We start from the raw sequence: 21,770 nt of genomic DNA on the forward strand, positions 1-21,770 counted from the left end.
AGAAGATTAACTAATCCACAGTGGCTTATTCCAAGTGTATCACTTGGGCTTTGGCAGTAGCTAACTGCACTAAATATAATATAAGGAGAAAAACAATGGGAAAAACAGTTGTTGAACAAATGGGTCAATGGGTTGCTGAAAGAAAGTTTGAGGATCTCAGTGCAGAAGAAGTAGCTGCTCTTAAAGGACGAGTGCTAGATGCAGTTGGCTGTGCTGTGGGAGCTCTCAGCAGCACTACGATTAAGAACATTCAAAAAATGACACAGGATCTGACACAAGATGGCTCTGCCACCCTAATCGGCGGCGGCAAAACCACTCCTGACTATGCTGCCTTGTTCAATGGAGCAGCTATCCGCTATCTGGACTACAATGACTCTTACTTGGCAAAAGGCGAGACTTGCCATCCTTCAGACAATATCTCAGCCGTTCTTGCAGCAACAGAACATAATAAAGGAACTGGAAAAGATTTCTTACTGGGTCTTGCCATTGCTTATCAAATTCAATGCCGCCTGTCAGATGAGGCGCCTGTCAGAAAACATGGTTTTGACCATACGGTTCAGGAAGCTTACGGGGCTGCCGCCGGAGCAGCAAAGGCGCTTGGCTTGACAGAAAAACAAATTGCCAATGCTGTTGCTATTTCAGGAACCAGCTACAATTCCTTGCGGGTAACCAGAACAGGTGCCTTATCGAACTGGAAAGGCTTGGCAGCGCCAAACACTGCGCGCGGTGCCATGTCTTCTGCTTTGCTGGCTAAATATGATATTACCGGTCCTCGTGAAGTCTTTGAAGGTAATAAAGGGTTCTATGAAACCATTGCCGGCAAATTTGATATTGACTGGGGAAAAGAGGGCTTGGAACGCGTTTTAAAAACAATTATCAAGCGCTACAATGCTGAAATTCATTCTCAGTCTTCTATTGAAGGCTTGATTGAATTCAGAAATAAAGAGCATATTGCGCCTGAGGATATTAAAGAAATTCGCTTAGATACTTTTGACGTTGCCTTTCATATTATCGGCGGCGGTGAAGAAGGAGACAAGAAGCAAATCAGACTGAAAGAAGAAGCCGACCACTCCCTTCCTTACATGCTTGCTGTGGCCTATCTGGACGGTCAGGTACTGCCTGCCCAATATGAACAAGACAGAATTTTACAGCAGGATGTTCAGGATCTGCTGCAAAAAGTTACGGTTAGAGAAGATCCTGCCTTTAGTGAACGTTTTCCGGCAGAAATGGCTATTAAATTGGAAATTGAAACCAAGGACGGTCAGGTTTACACAGTCGAAAAAGATGACTATCAAGGTTTCACATCAAGACCTGCCAGCTGGGATGTGCTTTTGGAAAAATACTATTCACTGACAGCAGCTATTGACAGAGAATTGGCTGAAGAAATTGCTAAAACAATTGAAAAACTGGAAGACATTGATATCAGTGAATTGACGGAGCTTCTTGCAAAAATCTAAAAAATTGAAGCTTACAGTCAACCAAGAAAGGATGGTGAAAATATGTTGGAAGAAATACCAGTCAGTATCTATCGGGGCGGCACCAGTAAAGGTGTCTTCATTGCTGATGAGGTACTGCCTGAGGATCAAAAGGCAAGGGATAAGATTCTTCTGAAACTGATGGGGAGCCCGGATATAAGACAAATTAACGGCTTAGGCGGGGCCGTATCCACAACAAGTAAGGTTGCGATTATTTCCAAAGAAGAAAAAGCTGATTGGGACGTTAACTACACCTTTGCCCAAGTGGCTGTTGATAAGCCGGTGGTTTCTTACTCAGGAAACTGCGGCAATATTTCCTCTGCGGTAGGAATTTATGCGATTGAAAATCATCTGGTGGAAACAAGCTCGCCGGAAACAATGGTTCGTGTTTACAACACCAATACTAAAAAGGTTATCAATGAGTATATTCCTACACCCGATGGGAAACTCACCTATGAAGGAGACTTTGCCATTTCCGGTGTTCCGGGCAAGGGTCTTAAAATCGAGCTGCAGTTCGTTGAGCCTTCCGGCGCTTTCAGCGGCAAACTGCTGCCAACCGGCCATACCAAAGATACACTTGTTCTGAAAGATGGCCAAGAAGCAGTTGTTTCAATTGTTGACGCAGCTAATCCTTTAGTCTATGTTCGGGCAGAAGATTTGGGATTAGAAGGGACAGAGAGTCCTGAAATGATTGACAGTAATCCTGATCTTTTAGCCAGACTGGAGGAAATCAGAGGGAGAGCAGCACAGCTGATGGGACTTATTGATAAGCTTGAAGACAGTGCGGTTCTTACTCCGGGGGTACCAAAACTAACCATTGTTTCGGCTCCCAAAACCTATGTCACCACAGAAAAGGAAACAATTGACGGAGCAGATTTTGATATTGCTGTCAGAATGATGAGCATGCAAAAAGCGCATAAATCTATTGCGCTGACGGGAGCTTTATGTACCGGCGCAGCCAGTAAAATTAAAGGAACCATTCCTTACGAAATCGTTAATAAACCATCAGCTAATCAATTAGAAATTGCCCACAGCAGCGGTAAGATTTCGGTTTCAATTGATTATGAAACTACCAATGATAAAACTCTGATAAAATCTGTTTCAAGTTATCGAACAGCCAGAAAAATTATGGTAGGAACAGCATTTATTGAGGAGGATTAGGCGATGTTAGCACTGCTTGGATATTTAATGATTATTCTGTTTATGGTCTTGCTTCTGACAAAGAAAATCAGCCCCTTTGTCGGCTTGATCCTGGTTCCGACCATTTTTGGAATTGTTGCGGCTCTTTTTAAGGGAGCACCTGTACTAAAGGCCTTCGAGTGGATTTATGAAGGGCTCTACTATGCGGTTGCAGGCTCCGGTAAGATTACTACTGGGGTAGCGCCGACCATTACCCTTTTGCTCTTTGCCATTTTGTATTTCTCTGTAATGCTGGATGTGGGTCTCTTTGATCCGCTGGCAGTCATGATGATTAAGTGGGCAAAGGGTGACCCTATGAAGATTACCATTGCCTCAGCAGTTATCACCTTAGCTGTCTCTTTAGACGGTGACGGAACGACAACGGTTCTGATTGTAACCGCTGCCATGCTGATGCTTTTTAAGAAAATGGGAATGAAGCAGATTTATCTGGCCGCCATCATCGGTTTTGGTAATTCTGTTATGAACCTGGTTCCCTGGAGCGGTCCTATGGCGCGGGCAATGCCTGTTTTAAATATTGGCCCTAAAGAATTTCTGCTGCCCGTTTTACCAGGAATGTTTGTCGCTGCGCTTTTAGGTCTTTTTCAAGCCTATACCTATGGGAAAAGAGAAAGAAAACGGCTGGGTTATGTTCCGGGAAAAGGAATCCTGACAGAAAGCGAAACGACAGGTATTATTAATGATGTAACTCTGACCAATGTTGAATATAAACGGCCTAAATTAATCTACTTTAATCTTTTATTGACCCTTGCGATTATGGTCTTATTGATTATGGATTTGATTAACGGCGGTATCTTATTCTTGCTGGGGACAGCCATTGCTTTAATTGTCAACTATCAGGACTTATCTCTCCAAAATTCTCGCTTGTTAGCCAATGGTGCAGAAGCTTTGGGTCCTGTTTCCCTGGTCTTTGGTGCCGGAGTTATTATGGGGGTTCTCAATGGAAGCGGCATGAGCAGCGCGATTGCTCATCAGTTGGTATCCATGATTCCGCAGAGTCTCGGCGGCTATATTCCGCTGATTTTGGCTCTGATTTCTTTACCGGGTCTCTTTTTCCTGCCAAATGACGCCTTCTATTTTGGACTCCTGCCGGTTATTGCTCCTATAGCTTATTCTTACGGAGCAACACCTGTTGAAGTCGGAGTAGCTTCACTTATGGGACAGGCTGTCAGATTTGCCAGCCCTTTGGTTGCCTTTCTTTATGTATTGGTTGATAGAACCGAGGTCAGCTTTATCGACTATCAAAAAGAATACTTAAAGTGGGGTCTGCTGAGTTTTGTCTTGCAGACATTAACCGCCGTATTGACTGGAGCTATTCCGATTTAAATGGATTTTTTACAAATATCAATAAAGGATTTGGCAAAGAAAGGCAGACTGCGATTCTTTCGATAAGCAACGATTAAATCAACATAAACCTTATCTTTAAGAGAGAAAAAACGAATCTTGTTTCCAATGCTGAGATGCTTAGTGTGAGAAGCATTGACAAAACAGACGCCAAAATTATTGGCAACTAAGTTAATAGCCGTTTCGATATTTCTGGTTGCCAGCACTCGCTGAGGCTGAAAATGATTTTTGGCAAAAATATCATCTGCTACCTGTCTTGAAAATTGATCGGGCTGGTGCAAGATAAACAGCTCGTCAGCCAGCAGATGCAAATCTAAAGAAGGGTAGGATTCGTGATTATCATACCTGCCAAATTTACTTAAGGGGTGCTCAACAGGAAGGGCCAATAAAATCTCTTCAGATTTTATTTTCTCAATTTCCTGCTGACGCCCCTCTTTTGTGCGATTCATCAAAGCGAGATCAACATCGCCGTTTTCAATCAAATGCGAAAAGGTCTTAGAAGAGGATTCATTTAGCTGAATCTCGACATTGGGGAACTGCTCATGAAATTTTGGCAGTAAGACAGGCACTAAATAAGAGCTTCTCAGCAAGGGAATAGCCAGTCTCAGGCGGCCAAACTTGTTATCAAGGACATTTTGCATGGTATCGTTAAAATTTTCTTGGATACGCAGAATTTGCAGGCCATACTTTAGAAATTCCTCACCTAGATAGGTCAGTTCTAATTTTTTGCCGTGCTGCACAAAGACATCAAAGCCCAGCCGCTGCTGCATATTTTTAATATAGGTGCTCAGCGAGGGCTGGGTAATGTAGAGTGCCTGAGCAGCCTTGGTCACACTGCCTTTATCAACAATGGCTTTGACGTATTCAATATCTCTGATTTCCATAAACAGCCCTTCCAAGTAAATTGATCTAATGCCTTTATTATACCACATGACGAGCAGCCTTTCTGCATGATTGCTGCATTGAAAAGGCTTTCAAAAAATGATAAAATTAAAAATACAGAGGCAGCTCCTCTTTGGAAGGGAGAAATGATGAAAAAGAAGTATTCCATTTTAGTTACCGTTCTGGCAGCCTTGCTCTTATTGGCTGGCTGCCTTCCTCCGCGTTTAGAAAGTACCGGCAAAAATCAGCAGGAAGTTAACAAGACCGCTAAGAAGATGTCTGTTGAAGACTTTCTTGACAAGGTTGAAGAGGCCAATGATGGCATTGAAACGGTCCATTTTGATATGAATACGGAGGTTATTTCACATGGCCGTAAAAGTCAGCACATGGTGGCTGATTTAGGCTATGACAGTTCCGGCGAAATTATTCAAAAGGCTAATATTATTATTGATGAAACAACCAACGGAATTGGTAAGTATCAAGAAATTGTCGGAGATCAAACCACCGCTCGAGTGCGTACGTCAAAAGACGGCAGCTGGCAAACAGCTAACCCTAAGGGCAGATACACTGTTCATCCGAATTACTTCAATTTTTTAGAAGTTCTCTATTCTATGGAGGATGACTTGGTTCTCAAACAAAGCGGCAGTGAGTATAAGCTGACTCTGCGCAGTCAAAATGTAGATATCGTTTCTTTGTTTAGAGAGGAGCTGAACCTTTATGTCAGAGGAATCAGCCAAACCGAGCTAAAGAAAGATCTTGAGGTGACTTTTGATAAGAAAACCTTCTATCTGAAAGACTTTGATTTGCAGCTGTCTTATAACGGCAGAAAAGGTGAGCTTGATTTAGAAGCAGCCGGTGAGTTTTCAAAATGGAATAAAGTCAGTGATTCACGGTTTTCAGTGAGTGATTCTGATTCAAATTCTGACGATTCTAATGCTATTTAGAAAAGCTTATCCAAAAAGAGCGGACAAAGGCTTTCACAGCCTTTGTCCGCTCTTTTTGCGGTTAGCCTATATGTGACAGGCAGATTTGTTCATGTCACTAGAGTTTCTCATTGACATACTGAACAAAGTGATTCCACCAAACTTTAAGGAAGAAGCTGCGCTTAACCTCAGTTTTAGCAACTAATTTGACAGTCGGCGGAGAATCAAGATAGCCTTGCCCGACAAGATTGCTGTCATTGAAACCGGCTTGTCCGACAAGCTGCCCCTTTTTAACAGCTGCAGTATAGCCTTCTTTTTTCGAATGAATAGTTACAGTGTTCTTTTGTTCGCTCAGTTTATTGCGGATGACAACAAGATCTTCTTTGGCGACAGCAGGAACGCTACTTTTTTTGCCGTCAATAACTTTTGCGGTGCTGTTTTTGTAGGTTCGTCCTTTACGGATCAGTGTTGCCTGCTCATAAGTATTGCTGATATAATTGAGCAGATCAGTGGTAGCCTTGAAGCGGGCAGACTCATCGGTATCAGAATTATTCGCGTTTAAAACAACAGAGATGATACGCATGCCGTTTTCTTTGGCAGTAGCAACAAAAGAAGCTCCTGCAAATTCTGTCGTTCCTGTTTTTAGACCGTCAACCCCTTCGCGCGCATAAGGCATATTGGGTAGCATGTAATTGTAGGTGTCCATCTGGGTTCCGGCAAAATCACCGGTCGTTTTCTTCGTGATTTTCAGAATCTGAGGGAAGTCTTTGATCAGATGGCGTGCAATAATAGCCACATCTTTGGCACTCATCATGTTTTCTTCATTAGGATCAGATCCGGGATAAATATGGTCGCCTAAAAGTTTGTTATTGAGTCCGGAAGCATTGACCAGTTTGGCATCGGTAATTCCCCAGTCCCGAAGCTGTTTTTTCATCATATCAACAAACCTGGGTTCTGTTCCGCCGACTTTTTCAGCTAAGGCAATGGCTGCGCTGTTGGCGCTGGAAATCATGGCTGCATCTACCAACTGCTTAACAGTGTATTCTCTGGCTTCCATAGGAACATTGCTGACGCTGTAATCGGTGGTCAGCTCGTAAGGGTAATTAGAAATTTTAACCTTGGTATCCCAGGTCAACTCTCCTGCTTTGATTTCTTTATAAACAAGATAGACTGTTAAAATTTTGGTGATGGATGCAATACCGGCAGGACTTGCAGCGTCTTTTTCATAAAGAATTTTACCGGTATCGGCTTCAACAGCGATGGCATGTTTAGCAGCTGCATCAAATTGTTCTTCGGCCTTGGCCTGAAAACCAAAGAGCGACAGAAGGAGCAGTACTGAGCATAAAATCTTTTTCATCATAGGTTTAATTATAGCATATTTTATAAGAGAAAAGCTTCCCTTTAAAACTTTTCGCACTTTGGGGTGAGGCTGCCAATGTCAGAAAAATAAGAGTTTACTGACAAACCGGCTGGTGAAGCCTTCAAAAGTCAGAAAAAATTTTTAAAAAGCCTGGTGGAGGAACGGTTTGCCAAATTCACCCTGAATTAAACCGTTTTCTGAGCTTTTTAGAAGAAGGAAAGCTGATTTTTGAAAGCTTGCTAAAAAGATTAAAATAAGATAAAATATCTGTGACATTAGTTTTAAATTTCAAGTTATTGAAGGATAAAAAGGAGACTATTATGTTAAACACAAAGAAAAGTACGTGGAAGCATGTCGGTCTGGGCTTGGTCGCCTTAGCTTCAGCCGCTGCTTTAGCAGCCTGCGGAAACGGCAGCAAACAGTCATCAAAGGATGAGATTAATTGGTATTTCCGTACGGAAATTAACTCTTTGGATATTTCTAAGAGTACAGATACCTACTCCGGAACGGTTATCGGAAATTCAGGCAGCAATCTGCTTCGTGTAGATGCTAAGGGGAAGACTGTCCCTGACTTGGCTAAAAAGGTTGAGGTGTCAAAAGACGGCCTGACTTATACAGCCACACTTCGTAAAGGCATCAAATGGTCAGATGGCAGTGCCATTACGGCTAAGGATTTTGTTTATTCATGGCAGCGGATCATTGATCCTAAAACGGCTTCTGAATACTCAAACTTGGCACTTGATTCACATGTTAAAAATGCCAAGGCTATTAACAGCGGAAAAATCACTGATCTCAATGCTTTGGGTGTAAAGGCTGAAGGTAATAAAGTCATCTTTACCTTGGAAACACCGACTCCGCAAATGGAATATCTCCTTGCCTTCACAAGCTTTATGCCGCAAAAAGAAGCCTTTGTTAACAAGGTCGGCAAGAAATACGGAACAAATTCTGACAGTCAGATTTATTCAGGACCGTACATTGCAACAGGCTGGAATGGCACAAACGGCAGCTATAAGCTTAAAAAGAATAAATACTACTGGAATGCCGACAAAGTTAAGACCAAAGTCATTAACATTCAAACCGTTAAGAAACCGGAAACTGCTGTTCAGATGTACAAACGCGGTGAATTGGACATGGCAGAAATTTCCAACACACCGGCTCTTTATAAAGCTAATAAAAACAACAAAGATGTTGTTAATATTTATGAAGCTGTAACAACGTACTTTGAATATAACCAAACAGGCGCTAACAAAGCCCTGTCAAATAAGAAAATCCGTCAGGCGCTTAACTACGCAACCAACCGTAAGGCTTATGTTGATACTGTTGTTCCGACAGGTTCGCGTGCCGCAACCGGTATAGCTCCTTATAAACTGGCCAAAGTTGACGGCAAGGATCTATCAAAAGAAGTAGCACCCGGCTATACCTATGATGTAGACAAAGCTAAACAACTTTTCAAAGAAGGTTTGCAGGAAATCGGTCAAACATCAGTGAAGTTTACCATTACTTCTGATGCCGATTCACCAACAGCCAAGGCCGGTCTTGACTACATCAAAGGTGCCTGGGAAAAAGCACTGCCAGGTTTAACGATCGAAGAAAAACTCGTTCCTTTCAAGCAACGCCTGCAAGATTCTAAAACACAAAACTTTGATATTGTGATGACGCTTTGGGGCGGGGACTACCCAGAAGGTTCTACCTTCTACAGTCTTTTCACCGGCAGCTCTTCGCAAAACAACGGTAAATTCTCAAACTCTGCTTATGACCAAGCTTATGAAAAAGCTGTAACAACTGATGCTTTAGATCCTGCAAAAGCAGCAGAAGATTACAAAGCAGCAGAAAAAGCTTTATTTGAGGAAGCCAATGTTAACCCAATTTACTTCCGCAGCATGAAGGGCTTGCAAAATCCTAGCATCAAAGGCTTAATCCGCAGCTCTACAGGACTAAATGTAGACTTTACTTATGCTTATAAAAAATAAGGCTTAAGATAAAGACAATTTCACACATGGCAAGGATTGGCTTAGGCCAGTTCTTGTTTTTATTGGGGAAAGCGCCAATAAAAGCTAAGAAAAGGAACATTATGCTTAAATATATTCTTAAACGTATAGGAATTCTTGTGCTGACCTTATTTATAGTTGTCACCATTACTTTCTTTCTCATGAAAGCGATGAAAGGAACTCCTTTTAATAATCCTAAATTAACTCCGGAAGCCATTGCTGCCTTAAATGTGCAGTACGGACTTGATAAACCTGAATGGCAGCAGTATCTGATTTACCTGAAGAATGTCTTTACCGGCGATTTAGGGACAAGTTTTCAGTATGTCAATCAGCCGGTAACGACCCTGATTGTTCAACGATTGGGCATTTCCGCTCAGCTTGGGATACAGGCCCTGATTTTAGGTGTGGGTCTGGGCTTGATTGTCGGAGCTCTTTCTGCGCGGCACCAAAATGATAAAGTCGACGGCTTTTTAAGTATTATTTCAACGCTTGGATACTCTGTTCCGTCTTTCATTTTGGCTGTTTTCCTGCTCAATATTCTGGGCTATCGTCTGCAGTTTCTGCCGGTTTCAGGCTGGGGCAGTTTTTCGCAAACCATTCTGCCGACTTTGGCCCTGTCCTTCAATCCTTTTGCCGTAACGACGCGCTTTGTCAGAAGTGAGATGATTGAAGCCTTGAATTCTGACTATATCCAGCTGGCAAGGGCTAAGGGACTGACAGACCGCCAGGTCGCTAACCGTCACGCTTACCGCAATTCCATGATTCCTGTTTTAACCTTGGTGGGTCCTATGGCTGCCAACCTGTTGACAGGTTCGGTCCTGATTGAAAGAATATTTTCTATTCCGGGAATCGGTGAGCAGTTTGTCAATTCGATTCCATCAAATGACTATCCTGTTATTATGGGAACAACCATTGTCTATGCGGTGATGCTGATGGGTATGATTTTATTGACAGATATTATCACCAGTATTGTTGATCCGCGTGTTCGGCTGCAGTAAGGAGAGTAACATGGCAGATAAAAATAGGACATTTGTGCTTGTCGGTGCAGGAAGCGCCAGTGCACAAGAAAAAATTGAAAAGCCGGCCCTGTCTTTCCTGCAGGATGCTTGGCGGCGTTTAAAGAAAAATAAATTAGCGGTTGTTTCGCTTTGGTTTTTAACTTTGCTTATCACGTTTTCACTGCTGTCTCCTTTGTTTGTGACGCAAAAGGATGCTAACAGCTTTGATTCGGATAAGGTTTCCACTTATGGCAATTTACCGCCTAACAGCGGCTTGGGTATTCCCGGCTGGAACGGGGTCTTCAAGATGCCTGGTTCAGATACTGCTTCCAATGTTTATGAAAATCAGTCGGTTCCTGAAGGGCAGCATTTCTTATTTGGAACTGACAGTTTAGGACGCAGTCTTGGGAAGCGGATTATCGTTGGTATCCGCATTTCGCTGTTAGTTGCAGTTGCGGCAACCTGCATTGACTTGCTTATCGGTGTTGTTTACGGTCTGACTTCCGGCTATATCGGAGGGATGGTTGATACAGTCATGCAGCGGATTATTGAAATCATCTCGTCTGTGCCAAATCTGATTATTGTAACCATGCTGGGGCTCTTGCTGGGTAACGGTATATTGGCTATTATCCTTTCAATTGCCCTGACCGGCTGGACATCGATGGCCAGACAGGTCAGAAATATGACGCTGTCCTATAAAGAAAGAGATTTCGTCTTGGCCGCAAGGACCTTAGGAGAAAGCGGTCCTAAGATAGCTTTTAAACATATCTTACCCAATATTTCGGGAGTTATCATCGTTCAGATCATGATGACAATCCCTTCGGCAATCATGTATGAAGCGATTCTTTCAGCTATCAATCTGGGGGTAAAACCGCCAACTTCTTCTCTGGGATCTCTTATTTCGGATGCTCAGGAAAACTTGCAGTATTACCCTTATCAGATTATTTTACCGGCTCTTGCTCTGGTGCTTATTTCTTTAGCATTTATTTTGCTGGGTGATGGGTTGCGTGACGCATTTGATCCAAAATCAGATCAGGACTAAGGAGGACAGTATGAGTAAAGAAAAAATCTTACAGGTCAATAACCTCCATGTCAATTTTCACACCTATGCAGGAGAGGTTAAGGCTATCCGTGATGTCAGTTTTTATCTGGAAAAAGGAGAAACCCTTGCTATTGTAGGGGAATCCGGCTCCGGTAAATCTGTAACGACACGCACCTTGATGGGGCTTTCTGCTAAAAATGCTGAAATTTCAGGGAATATTGAATTTAAAGGCCGCAATCTGCTTGATTTAAAAGAAGAGGATTGGGTCACTATTCGCGGCAATGATATTTCCATGATCTTCCAAGATCCGATGACCAGTCTGGATCCGACAATGAAAATTGGCCTGCAAATTGCTGAACCTATCATCAAGCATGAAAAGCTGAGTAAAAAAGAAGCTTTAGCGCGTGCTTTGGATATCATGAAAAAAGTCGGGATTCCTAATGCAGAAGAACACATCAACGATTACCCCCACCAATGGTCGGGCGGTATGCGCCAGCGTGCTGTTATTGCTATTGCTCTTGCTACCAATCCGGAAATCCTGATTGCTGATGAGCCTACTACAGCCCTTGATGTGACGATTCAGGCACAAATTCTTCATTTGATGAAAGAAATTCAAAAGAGTACAGATTCTTCCATTATTTTTATTACGCATGATTTAGGTGTAGTAGCTGGTATGGCTGACCGTGTTGCCGTTATGTATGCCGGAAAGATTGTTGAGTACGGGACAGTAGATGAAGTTTTCTATAACCCGCAGCATCCTTATACTTGGGGACTTTTGAATTCTATGCCGACAACCAGTACGGCAGCCGGAAGCCTCCAATCAATTCCGGGAACTCCGCCTGATCTGCTGCATCCTCCCAAAGGCGATGCTTTTGCCCCAAGAAATGAATTTGCACTTGACATTGATCTTGAAGAAGAACCGCCGTTTTTCAAAGTCAGTGAGTCTCATTATGCTGCGACGTGGCTGCTGGATGAGCGCGCTCCTGAAATTGTGCCCCCGGAAAGAATTTTAAAACGCTGGGAAAAATGGAAAAGTTTGAAGGGAGAACAGCCTAATGACTGAAAATCGTAAAAAATTGGTGGAAGTCAAAAATGTGTCTTTGACATTTAATAAGGGCAAATCCAATGAGGTCAAGGCTATTGACAACGTCAGCTTTGATATCTATGAGGGCGAGGTCTTTGGTCTTGTTGGAGAATCGGGATCGGGGAAAACAACAATCGGACGGGCTATCCTTAAACTTTACAATATTGATGAGGGTGAGATTGATTTTGAAGGGGAAACCATTTCCAAGCTCAAAGGCAAAGAACTCTTTGCCTTTCGCAAGAAAGCACAGATGATTTTCCAAGATCCTCAGGCAAGCCTGAACGGCCGTATGAAAGTCAGAGACATCATTGCTGAAGGTCTTGATACGCATAAGCTGGTAAAAAGCAGAGACGAGCGCAATGCCAAAGTTCAAGAACTGCTGGATTTGGTCGGTTTAAATAAAGACCATCTGACTCGCTATCCGCATGAATTTTCAGGCGGTCAGCGCCAGCGTATCGGGATAGCCCGTGCATTGGCTGTTGAGCCTAAATTTATTATCGCTGATGAACCCATCTCTGCTCTGGATGTCTCTATTCAGGCCCAAGTTGTTAATCTGATGCAAAAACTGCAGCATGAACAAGGATTGACCTATCTGTTTATTGCCCATGATTTGTCCATGGTTAAGTACATTTCCGATCGTATCGGTGTCATGCATTGGGGGAAATTAGTGGAAATCGGAACGTCTGATGAGGTTTATCACCATCCGATTCACCCTTATACAAAAAGTCTTTTGTCAGCAGTTCCTGAACCTGATCCCGAATTAGAGCGCAAACGCGTTCACAAGGTTTACGATCCTGCCCATGAATTAGACGGACAAGTGCGTGAGATGCGAGAAATCACTCCGGGACATTTTGTCTTGTCAACCGAAGAAGAAGCAAAAACCTATCAAAAAGAATTTAAAGTTCAGTAAAAAGCAGTCTCTGCTGTTATATATAAAAAGAGCAATAGGAACCAGATCATAAAATTTAGGTTCTTATTGCTCTTTTTATTTGTTGATAGGATAAATATCATAATTCAAATTAGAAAGATGCGGTGTTTTTTACCAAGTAATAATATTTCCGTTTTTTGTTATTTTCAAGGCGTTGCGGACATCCATCAACGAGCGGGTATTAGCCGCTTCGTCTCTGAACATCAAATTCACATAAATGATATCTAAGATTGTCAAATACAATATCCGAGATGTGAGAGACTCAGCACGAAATAAAGAATCCTGTGAATTAACGATAACACATTCATCTGACAGTTTTACTAATTCTGATTTTGGATTGCCGGTTAAAGAAATAATTTTTCCTTTTTTTGAGTGTACAGCGCGAGCCAGTTCAATCGTTTGAATAGACTCTCCCGAATGTGAAAACAAAAAGACACAGTCCTTTTCGTTTAATTTTGAAGCCTGACTCAACTGCATATGGTAATCAAATATGTAACTGCAGTTGTATTTTGTTCTTAAAAATTTATGATAGCTGTCCCATGCTAGGATAGATGAGCCTCCGATTCCCATAAAATAAATAGTTCTGGACTGCTCAATAATACTAATAATTTGATCGATAGGAATCTGAGGAATTGTTTCGATGATGGAATAGAGCGATTGAATATTAGAATAAATAACTTTTTCTGCAATTTCTGCACTGGAATCTGAGTCAGAAATATCATTGATACTTGTTAAAATATTGGCCGGTCCGTCATTAGAACTTTCTTTTTTTAGATTTGAAGCGACAGATAATTTAAAATTTTGGAAGCCTTTAAAACCGATTTTTTTAACAAAAGTAAAGATAGACGATTGTGAGACACCGATTTCTTCCGATAAGACAGCAATCGTTTTATTGATAATATCATCACCCAAGGAAAGAAAATATCTGGCGATTTGCTCATCTGTATTGCTGAATTCATACTTATGGCGATTAATAATGGTGCTTAGGTATTGATTTTTCAAGCGAGTATCCATCCTCATCTTTTTGATAATAATTATAAGATAAAAGAAAGTAAAAATCAAAAGAAAAAAATTTTTTCTAAATAACATTTACAAAACAAATTTTTTATTTTATACTAAACGTAGATTTAAGCAGAAGGAGCATATTTATGAAAACGATTGGAATTATCGGCTTAGGCAAAATGGGATTTAATCTGGCCTTAAATGCTCAAGATCATGATTGGAGTGCTATAGGATTCGATGAAGACCTGCAGGTCCGAAAAAAAGCGGAGAAAGCAGGGGTTCAGACGGCAGATTCGCTTGGTGCTTTAATTGAATCATTGGAAAATAAGAAGATTATTCTTCTAAGTACGCCTGCAGGAGAAATAACGAATCACTTGATAGGCGGACTAAAAGAGAACTTGCAGGCAGGGGATATAGTTATTGATAGCGGTAATTCGAATTTTAAAGATAGTTTAAGAAATTACCACTCTCTCAAGGAAAAGGATATTGGTTTTATTGACTGCGGAACCTCTGGGGGTGTCTTTGGTGCCCGGTATGGAGCTTGTTTGATGATTGGCGGTGAGCAAGATGTTTTTGATAATATAGTGGATTTCTTTGAGGCTATTTCAATTGAAGGAGGCTGTCTGTTTGTTCCTGAACCATCTGCAGGTCACTATCTGAAGATGGTTCACAACGGTATTGAATATGGGATGATGCAGGCGATTGGAGAAGGTTTTTCAGTATTGGAAGCATCAGGCTTTAATTATGATTATACAAAAGTGGCTAATGTTTGGAATCATGGGTCTGTCATTCGTTCATGGCTGATGGAAATTGCTGGAGAAGAGTTCAAGGATGACGCTAAACTAGAAAGGATTGAAGGTGTTATTGATACCAACGGCGAAGCGCAATGGACCGTTGAGGAGGCTTTGCAGCTGGAAGTACCTGTTCCTGTTATTGCTAATTCTTTGTTTGTCAGAAATTCAAGTAAGCTGACTGACAGTTTTTCAAATAAAGTAGTTGCGGCTCTGCGCCATGGCTTTGGAGGCCATGCTGTAAAATTAAAAGAATGAGGAGATAAGATGCTGAAACATAAGATTGCTATTGTTAATTCCAGCAGTTTTGGAAAAATTTTTCCGAAACATATGGACCGTTTAAAGGCGCTTGGTGAAGTTGATTATTTTAGATTTGAGCAGACGGTGTCTGGAAAAGAGTTGGCGGCAGCTTTGGACGGTTATGACATGATCATTGCCAGTGTAACACCGTTTTTCAACCAAGAGTTTTTTGAATATAAGGATGATTTAAAGCTTATTTCGCGTCACGGGATTGGCTATAACAACGTTGACTTAAATGCTGCTAAAGTCCACGGAACAATCGTTTCTCTTGTCCCGGCTCTGGTAGAACGTGATGCTGTTGCGGGTAATAATATAACTAATTTATTGAACGTTATGCGTAAGACCAGTCAAGCACAGCAGAGAGTTAAGAATGATAAATGGGAGGACCGGGCGCAGTTTATCGGACATACACTTTACAATAAGATAGTTGGCGTTATTGGTCTTGGCAATACAGGGAGCTGTGTCGCTGAAACAGTGAGAAATGGCTTTCGCTGCCGAGTACTAGCTTATGATCCCTATCGTTCAAGGGCAGAGATTGAGCAATTTGGTGCTGAAAAAGTTGATTTTAACACGATTTTAACGCAGTCAGATGTCCTGTGCCTGTGTGCCAACTTAACTGAAGAAAACTATCATTTCATCGGTAAAGATGAAGTTGCCAAAATGAAAAATAATGTTTATATTTCTAATTCTGCACGAGGAGCACTGGTTTCAGAAGAGGCAATTACTGAAGGATTAAAATCGGGGAAAATTGCTGGCTTTGCTACTGATGTTCTTGAAGTTGAACCCGGACGTTTTGACCATCCTTATTTGGCCTTTGACAATGTTGTTGTTACACCGCATACTTCAGCCTATACAATGGAGTGTCTGGAGGCTATGGGAGAAAAATGTGTTGAAGACTGTGAAAATATTTCTTTAAGAAAATTACCTGTTCGCAGTGTTCAATCGGAAAGTTCATGGATTAAAGGAGGGGGTTGAAATGCTGAACGATTTTAAGGTTAAAGTTGGTCCGCAGTATTATCGTTACAGTGAAGATGCAATCACGGATGTCGAGAAACTGCTTAACTCTGCTCAGGCTAAAAGAGTGCTGGTAGTCCATGGAACAGTCTCTTGGGAAAAGGCTAAACCTTATCTTACGTTTCTAAAGTGTTTAGATTTTGAGTTTCAATTTCATCAATATACAGGTGAATGCAGCTACTATGGGGCAGATTTAGTTGTTGATAAGGCAAAGAGCGAAAGGATAGATTTTATTATAGGGGTTGGCGGAGGAAAACTTGCTGATCTTGTGGGTTTTGCCAGCAATATTGCTAATATACCTTTCGGACTTATATCTACTTTAGCCAGTAACTGTGCGCCATGGACTCCTTTGTCAGTAATGTGTAAAGAGAGCGGAGAAGCTGAAGGAAAAACAGAACATTTTCTGCAACAAGCTCGTTTTTTACTAGCTGATCCCAGATTGATTGTTGATTCACCTGTTAATTATTTTATCGCCGGAATAGCAGATACTCTGGCTAAATGGTATGAGAGTGATATGATAACCCAGCAAACTTTTTTACAGAGTGAACCTTTTGTGATGTTGGCTCGTTACACAGCTCTTATTGCGAAAGATATTCTTATGCGGGACGGAAGCAAGGCTATTGAAGACATGAAAAATGTTAATGTTACAGACGAATTCGTCCGTTGTTCTGAAATTATTTTTGGTATGGCAGGTCTCGTTGGAGGACTAGGTGATAAATACGCACGCAATGCAGCTGCTCATGCTGTGCATGACGGAATTGCTAAATATATTCCGGAAAGTCATTCTTATTTGCATGGTGAAAAAGTTGCTTACGGTATTTTTTATCAGTTAGCACTTGAAGATAAATGGGATGTTATTGATGAATTATTGCCTTACTATCATGAGATGAATTTGCCGACTTCCTTGACTGCTATGGGAATTTTTCCTAAAAATGAAAGCGTTATCAACGATATAGTGGCTTTTATGGATAGTAAAGAAAAAGTTCACTTGATTCCAGTGGATACCAGTAAAAAAGCTCTCAAAGAAAAACTCTTGAAGTTAGAAGACTATATTACAAGTAAAAAATAGGAGGAAAAAAGATGGAAACTTTAACAGCTGTTCAAAGTTTAGCCATAGGTTTATGGGTTGCCGCTATTATGTCCAGATGGCTGGGCGGCGGTGCAACGTTGACTCTGCGATTTTCGCTTCTCATGACAGGTTTATTCTGCGGCTTTGTCATGGGAGATGTCTACCATGCCATGATTGTTACAGCAGCACTGCAATTGATCTATATGGGAGTATTCTCACCGGGAGGATCTATGCCTTCTGAACCAGCGGTTGCAGCTGCAATTGCTGTTCCGGTCGCGCTATTAGGTAATTTAAAGCCTCAGGCAACTATTGCAGTAGCAGTTCCTGTAGGCTTGTTAGGCAGTTATTTATATCAATTTCGTTTCTTTCTGAATACCTTTCTTGGTAAATATACCGATCGTGCAGTTGAAAAAATGGACGAAAAGGCTATCAAACGTTCAATCATCTTATATCCAACTTTGGCATCGTTTATCTTGTTTGTTCCTTTGATTTTTGTCGCCTTATATTGGGGAACACCAGTTATTGCTGATGTTATCGCTGCTTTAAAAGGAACTGTCATTTTACACGTTTTGGAAGTTGTCGGTGGCGGTTTGGCAGCTATCGGTATTGCAACAACGATTTATGTTATCGGCCGTAAAGATTATTTGGTTTTCTTCTTTTTAGCCTATTTCGCCAGCGTTATTCTTAAAGATTCCAATGTGACCATGGTAACCTATGCAATATTGGGAACTATTGTCGCCGTGATTTTTGTAATGGCTACTAAAACAAACACACAGACCGCTGGATCCTCGGAGTCATCAAACGATATGGAAGATGACGATGATGATTTTTAAATGAGAGGTAGATAAAATGACTTCAACTATCAGTAAAACGACTAATACTAATCAGCCTGAGGAAATTACTCAAAAAGATGTCAATAGAGCCTATCTAAGATGGCATTTTGCAAATGAAATTCCGCATTCATTTGATCGTTATATAGCATCTTCTTTACTATATGCAATGATGCCGGTCTTAAATAAACTATATAAAAATCCTGAAAAAAGAAGAGAGGCCTATGAACGCCAATTACTATTCTTTAATACACAGCTGACTTGGGGCGGCGGCATTATAACCGGTCTTATGGCTTCTATGGAAAGAGAGCGAGCCCGACAAGAAAGTGAACATGAAGAAATCACAATGAGCGATGACTTAATGTATAACACAAAAGCAGGCCTGATGGGAGCTCTGGCAGGAATTGGTGATGCTATTGACTCTGGGACCATACAGTATATTTTTATAGCTATTGCTGTACCATGGGCGCAGTCAGGTAATGCGCTAGGAGCCTTGTTTCCTTTTATTTGTTTTGCTATTTATCAATTATCCGTTGGTTTATTCTTTGCAAAGCAAGGCTTCTCTCTGGGACGTAATGCTACAAGTTTGATGCACAGTACAGGAGTGCAGAATGCCATTAATCTATTATCTATTTTAGGTTTATTTATGATGGGAGTTCTTGCAGGAAATTATGTAACAGTAACCTCCAGCTTGAAATTTAAACTTTCAGGTAAAGAATTTATTATTCAGGATTTGCTGGATAAAATTGTTCCGGGGCTATTGCCTTTGGCTGTAGTCATAGGAGTTTATTTATACTATGTTAAAAAGGGGTTAAAAGTTACACAATCATTGCTATGGCTGACTCTTATTTTAGCTCTTTTGGCTGCAATTGGAATTTTATAATGCAAAGAAGAAAAGGAAAAGAAATATGGGAAATGTTAATTTAGCAAGAGTTGATGAGCGTCTGATACATGGTCAGGTCATGATAACCTTGTCTCAGCGCAATGGTGTAAATTCTATTTTTGTTGTTGATGATGTCGTTGCTCAAGATAAATTCATGAAGGATTTGTACAAAAGTGCCGGCAACAGAACGGGACAAAAAACTATCGTCATGTCGGAAGAAAAAGCTAAATACTACTGGGATGAGTACAAATTTAAAGAGTATAGCTGTATTTTAATTGCTAAAACTGTAAAAACAATTGCAGATTTAGTGAAGTATGGAATCCCTGTTTCCGAGCTTAATATCGGCGGAATTGCTAAGAAGAGTGATGATGACATTTTAGTGACAAAATCAGTTCATTTAAACAAAGCAGACGCAGAGTTGCTAAAAGATTTAAAAGAACATCATAAAGTCAGTGATATTTATTTTCAAGCGACACCGGCAGCGGCGAAAACATCGCTGGATGAAGTTTTGAAAAAATTCAATCTATAGTCAGATTAACAAAACTCTTTGGTTTTGAACCAAGAATCAGATATAGGAGGTGAAACAGTTGGATATTATTATTGCCAGTCATGGCGAACTTTCAGCAGGCTTTAAGGATGCCTTGGCTGTTATTTTAGGAGATGTTTCAGATATACAAACAGAAAAACTGTCAGCTGGGGAAAATGTAGAGACATTTGGAGAGCGTCTATCTGCTAAAATTAAAAAATCAGATTTAGCAAAAGGTGTGATCGTTTTTGTTGATTTGATTGGTGCTTCTCCTTACAATCAAGCAGTTCTTGCGGTTAGACAATTAAGCAAGGAGCAGGCTGCAAAGATTTTTGTTGTTAGCAATGTCAATCTACCTATGATTTTAGAAGTTCTCAACCATAAAATTTTAGGTTCTGATATAGAAACAGCCGTTGAGAGTCTGGAACAGTTCATACCTTCAAGAGAAACTATCTGGCATATCAGTGATTCTTTAAAGAAAGATGAAGATGATGAGTTCTAAAATACAAGTTCAAGAGAAGTCATTAGTGATTTTTGATATGGATGGACTGTTTTTTGACTCTGAAAAAATCTATGCAGAAGGATGGAGAAAAGGATTTAAAACCTTTGACATCAGCGTTAGTGATGAGTTTATCTATTCGATGGCTGGTCAAAGTGCTCACGATAATAATCTCTCTATGGGTAAGTTTTTGGATGAGGCTACGCTGCAAGCTGTTAGGAAAATTCGAGAAGATTATTTTTATCAAAAATTGGCAGAAGATAAGGTTCTGACATCATATTTTGCAGTAGAAATGGGGAGCCTTTTAAAAAAAGACGGCTATCAAATTGCTCTTGCGTCTTCTTCAAATAATCAACGTGTTTATGAGCTTCTAAACTCAAAAGAGCTCTGCTGCTTTTTTAACTATGTCGTGACAGGAGATCAAGTTGAGTTTTTAAAACCGGCACCAGATGTATATAAGAAAGTTCTTAGTTTGGCTGGTAAATTTCCTGAAGATGCTATTGCGTTTGAAGATTCCTTGACAGGTGCGAAAGCTGCCCAAAATGCAGGAGTTGACGTATATCTGGTTTCTAAAGAGTTGAGCCGAACATTGTCTGATTCAGAAAAATATCAAGGAGTATTTCCAAATTTAAAAGCTGCTTATAAGAGTATTTTTAAATAGTACTAAGGGAGGCTTATATGATTGCAGCACAGTTGTTAAATAACTATTTTTTCGCGGTCATCCGCGGGAAAACTGAGAAAGATGCTATTGAAATTGCTAAATATTCAGTACGCGGAGGTATCAAAAATATTGAGATCACCTTTTCAACACCAAACGCAGATAAAGTTATTGAAGAATTAACAAATTATTATAAAAGAGATAAACAGGTTATCATTGGAGCGGGGACTGTCATGAATAGTGATCAAGCAGAACTGGCTGATAGGGCAGGAGCAAAATTTCTAGTCAGTCCGCACTGTTCGGAAGAAATAGCTGAGTATGCTCACAAACATAATATTGAATATAGTCCGGGATGTGCTACAGTAACAGAGATTGTAAAGGCAACAAAAATGGGAGCAAAGATAATAAAATTATTTCCCAGTGAAACTGTAGGAAAGAACTTTATTAAAGCTGTACACGGCCCGCTTCCGGATATTAAACTCATGCCTTCTGGGGGCATAACAATCAGCAATATCAGAGATTGGAAAGAAGCCGGTGCTTGTGCAGTCGGTATAGGGGGAACACTCACCAAAAAAGTTTCTGAGGAAGGCTACCAAAGCGTATCACAAATAGCTCGAGCTCTTGTTGAGGCAATAAATTAATCTTGTCTCTTAACTAAGTATCCCCACAAGGCCTCGTTACCCATCAGAAAAAACGGAGAAAAGCATAGGCTGGTATTGTCTATGCCTTTTTATAGAGTATTATCTCTATCAGACACCTGAACATAGGACGGGGCGGTCTCTGCATGTTTACTGTTTACTGCCAGTCTTTTGGCTTGCTGTCTGGCGTGATAGCGCGCGGTTATGGGGAAGAAAGGCAGTTAAAGCAATGAAGGACAAAAAAATTAAAAAAAGGAGTTGACAAAGGTGGGAAGAGCTGATAGAATATAGTAGTTGTCTCGTTAGGAGACAGCACGACAGAGCCCTTTGAAAACTGAA

The 21,770-nt window shown here is 40.9% G+C and carries 21 protein-coding genes; 18 read left to right on the plus strand and 3 right to left on the minus strand.

Features of this window, described 5'->3' with window-relative positions; translation table 11 throughout:
- The first annotated feature begins 95 nt into the window (after positions 1-95).
- Genes AC4HAN_RS09855 through AC4HAN_RS09865 form a run of 3 tightly spaced genes read left to right on the plus strand, consistent with a single transcriptional unit; the run spans position 96 to position 3,998 of the window.
- On the plus strand, positions 96-1,457 hold the full coding sequence (locus AC4HAN_RS09855) for an MmgE/PrpD family protein (RefSeq protein WP_491092354.1): 1,362 nt from the start codon (positions 96-98) through the stop codon (positions 1,455-1,457).
- Positions 1,458-1,499: 42 nt separating this feature from the next.
- Entirely contained in the window at positions 1,500-2,636 is a 1,137-nt protein-coding gene (locus tag AC4HAN_RS09860; protein ID WP_491092355.1) for a 2-methylaconitate cis-trans isomerase PrpF family protein, read from the plus strand.
- A gap of 3 nt (positions 2,637-2,639) precedes the next feature.
- A complete protein-coding gene (locus AC4HAN_RS09865) occupies positions 2,640-3,998 on the plus strand; it encodes a CitMHS family transporter (RefSeq protein ID WP_491092356.1) in 1,359 nt (452 codons plus the stop codon).
- Here the strand turns inward: AC4HAN_RS09865 and AC4HAN_RS09870 are convergent.
- Positions 3,995-4,900, minus strand: a complete 906-nt coding sequence (locus tag AC4HAN_RS09870) for a LysR family transcriptional regulator (protein WP_027975516.1) — start codon at positions 4,898-4,900, stop codon at positions 3,995-3,997. The two genes, AC4HAN_RS09865 and AC4HAN_RS09870, sit on opposite strands and share 4 nt — an antisense overlap.
- A gap of 144 nt (positions 4,901-5,044) precedes the next feature.
- Here AC4HAN_RS09870 and AC4HAN_RS09875 point away from each other — a divergent pair, with 144 nt between their 5' ends.
- On the plus strand, positions 5,045-5,842 hold the full coding sequence (locus AC4HAN_RS09875) for a DUF6612 family protein (RefSeq protein WP_491092357.1): 798 nt from the start codon (positions 5,045-5,047) through the stop codon (positions 5,840-5,842).
- A 97-nt stretch (positions 5,843-5,939) separates the two neighbouring features.
- On the opposite strand, the gene pbp3 is transcribed toward AC4HAN_RS09875, so the two are convergent.
- The gene (gene pbp3 / locus AC4HAN_RS09880) at positions 5,940-7,178 is read right to left on the minus strand and encodes a D-alanyl-D-alanine carboxypeptidase PBP3 (protein ID WP_491092372.1); all 1,239 of its coding nucleotides are present in this window, start codon (positions 7,176-7,178) and stop codon (positions 5,940-5,942) included.
- 323 nt (positions 7,179-7,501) lie between these two features.
- Between pbp3 and AC4HAN_RS09885 the strand changes: the two genes are divergently transcribed.
- From AC4HAN_RS09885 to AC4HAN_RS09905, 5 genes are all read left to right on the plus strand, one after another.
- Complete coding sequence (locus tag AC4HAN_RS09885) at positions 7,502-9,151, plus strand: peptide ABC transporter substrate-binding protein (RefSeq protein ID WP_491092358.1); 1,650 nt, start codon at positions 7,502-7,504, stop codon at positions 9,149-9,151.
- A gap of 101 nt (positions 9,152-9,252) precedes the next feature.
- Positions 9,253-10,167: an ABC transporter permease gene (locus AC4HAN_RS09890; RefSeq protein ID WP_491092359.1), complete on the plus strand. Its 915-nt coding sequence runs from the start codon at positions 9,253-9,255 to the stop codon at positions 10,165-10,167.
- Positions 10,168-10,177: 10 nt separating this feature from the next.
- Positions 10,178-11,209, plus strand: a complete 1,032-nt coding sequence (locus AC4HAN_RS09895; RefSeq protein ID WP_491092360.1) for an ABC transporter permease — start codon at positions 10,178-10,180, stop codon at positions 11,207-11,209.
- 10 nt (positions 11,210-11,219) lie between these two features.
- Entirely contained in the window at positions 11,220-12,272 is a 1,053-nt protein-coding gene (locus tag AC4HAN_RS09900; protein WP_491092361.1) for an ABC transporter ATP-binding protein, read from the plus strand.
- The gene (locus AC4HAN_RS09905) at positions 12,265-13,203 is read left to right on the plus strand and encodes an ABC transporter ATP-binding protein (RefSeq protein WP_491092362.1); all 939 of its coding nucleotides are present in this window, start codon (positions 12,265-12,267) and stop codon (positions 13,201-13,203) included. The genes AC4HAN_RS09900 and AC4HAN_RS09905 overlap by 8 nt, the downstream gene beginning before the upstream one ends.
- Positions 13,204-13,332: 129 nt before the next feature.
- On the opposite strand, the gene AC4HAN_RS09910 is transcribed toward AC4HAN_RS09905, so the two are convergent.
- Positions 13,333-14,235 carry a MurR/RpiR family transcriptional regulator gene (locus tag AC4HAN_RS09910; RefSeq protein WP_491092363.1) on the minus strand — a complete coding sequence of 301 codons (903 nt, stop codon included), beginning with the start codon at positions 14,233-14,235 and terminating at the stop codon, positions 13,333-13,335.
- A 134-nt stretch (positions 14,236-14,369) separates the two neighbouring features.
- Between AC4HAN_RS09910 and gnd the strand changes: the two genes are divergently transcribed.
- The 9 genes from gnd to AC4HAN_RS09955 are packed head-to-tail and all read left to right on the plus strand — an operon-like array spanning position 14,370 to position 21,434.
- Positions 14,370-15,272, plus strand: a complete 903-nt coding sequence (gene gnd, locus AC4HAN_RS09915) for a phosphogluconate dehydrogenase (NAD(+)-dependent, decarboxylating) (protein WP_491092364.1) — start codon at positions 14,370-14,372, stop codon at positions 15,270-15,272.
- Between the two features lie 9 nt (positions 15,273-15,281).
- Complete coding sequence (locus AC4HAN_RS09920; protein ID WP_491092365.1) at positions 15,282-16,289, plus strand: D-isomer specific 2-hydroxyacid dehydrogenase family protein; 1,008 nt, start codon at positions 15,282-15,284, stop codon at positions 16,287-16,289.
- Position 16,290: 1 nt separating this feature from the next.
- Positions 16,291-17,397: an iron-containing alcohol dehydrogenase family protein gene (locus tag AC4HAN_RS09925; protein ID WP_491092366.1), complete on the plus strand. Its 1,107-nt coding sequence runs from the start codon at positions 16,291-16,293 to the stop codon at positions 17,395-17,397.
- A gap of 11 nt (positions 17,398-17,408) precedes the next feature.
- Complete coding sequence (locus tag AC4HAN_RS09930) at positions 17,409-18,230, plus strand: PTS mannose/fructose/sorbose/N-acetylgalactosamine transporter subunit IIC (protein WP_491092367.1); 822 nt, start codon at positions 17,409-17,411, stop codon at positions 18,228-18,230.
- A gap of 16 nt (positions 18,231-18,246) precedes the next feature.
- On the plus strand, positions 18,247-19,110 hold the full coding sequence (locus AC4HAN_RS09935; protein ID WP_491092368.1) for a PTS system mannose/fructose/sorbose family transporter subunit IID: 864 nt from the start codon (positions 18,247-18,249) through the stop codon (positions 19,108-19,110).
- Positions 19,111-19,135: 25 nt separating this feature from the next.
- Positions 19,136-19,639, plus strand: a complete 504-nt coding sequence (locus tag AC4HAN_RS09940; RefSeq protein ID WP_491092369.1) for a PTS sugar transporter subunit IIB — start codon at positions 19,136-19,138, stop codon at positions 19,637-19,639.
- Positions 19,640-19,697: 58 nt separating this feature from the next.
- A complete protein-coding gene (locus AC4HAN_RS09945; protein WP_491092370.1) occupies positions 19,698-20,138 on the plus strand; it encodes a PTS sugar transporter subunit IIA in 441 nt (146 codons plus the stop codon).
- Positions 20,125-20,796 (plus strand): HAD family hydrolase, encoded by a 672-nt coding sequence (locus AC4HAN_RS09950; protein WP_491092371.1) that lies wholly within the window; start codon positions 20,125-20,127, stop codon positions 20,794-20,796. The genes AC4HAN_RS09945 and AC4HAN_RS09950 overlap by 14 nt, the downstream gene beginning before the upstream one ends.
- Before the next feature lie 20 nt (positions 20,797-20,816).
- Entirely contained in the window at positions 20,817-21,434 is a 618-nt protein-coding gene (locus AC4HAN_RS09955; protein WP_491092373.1) for a bifunctional 4-hydroxy-2-oxoglutarate aldolase/2-dehydro-3-deoxy-phosphogluconate aldolase, read from the plus strand.
- Positions 21,435-21,770 lie beyond the last annotated feature (336 nt).

Source organism: Streptococcus sp. ELY_86 (assembly GCF_058314495.1).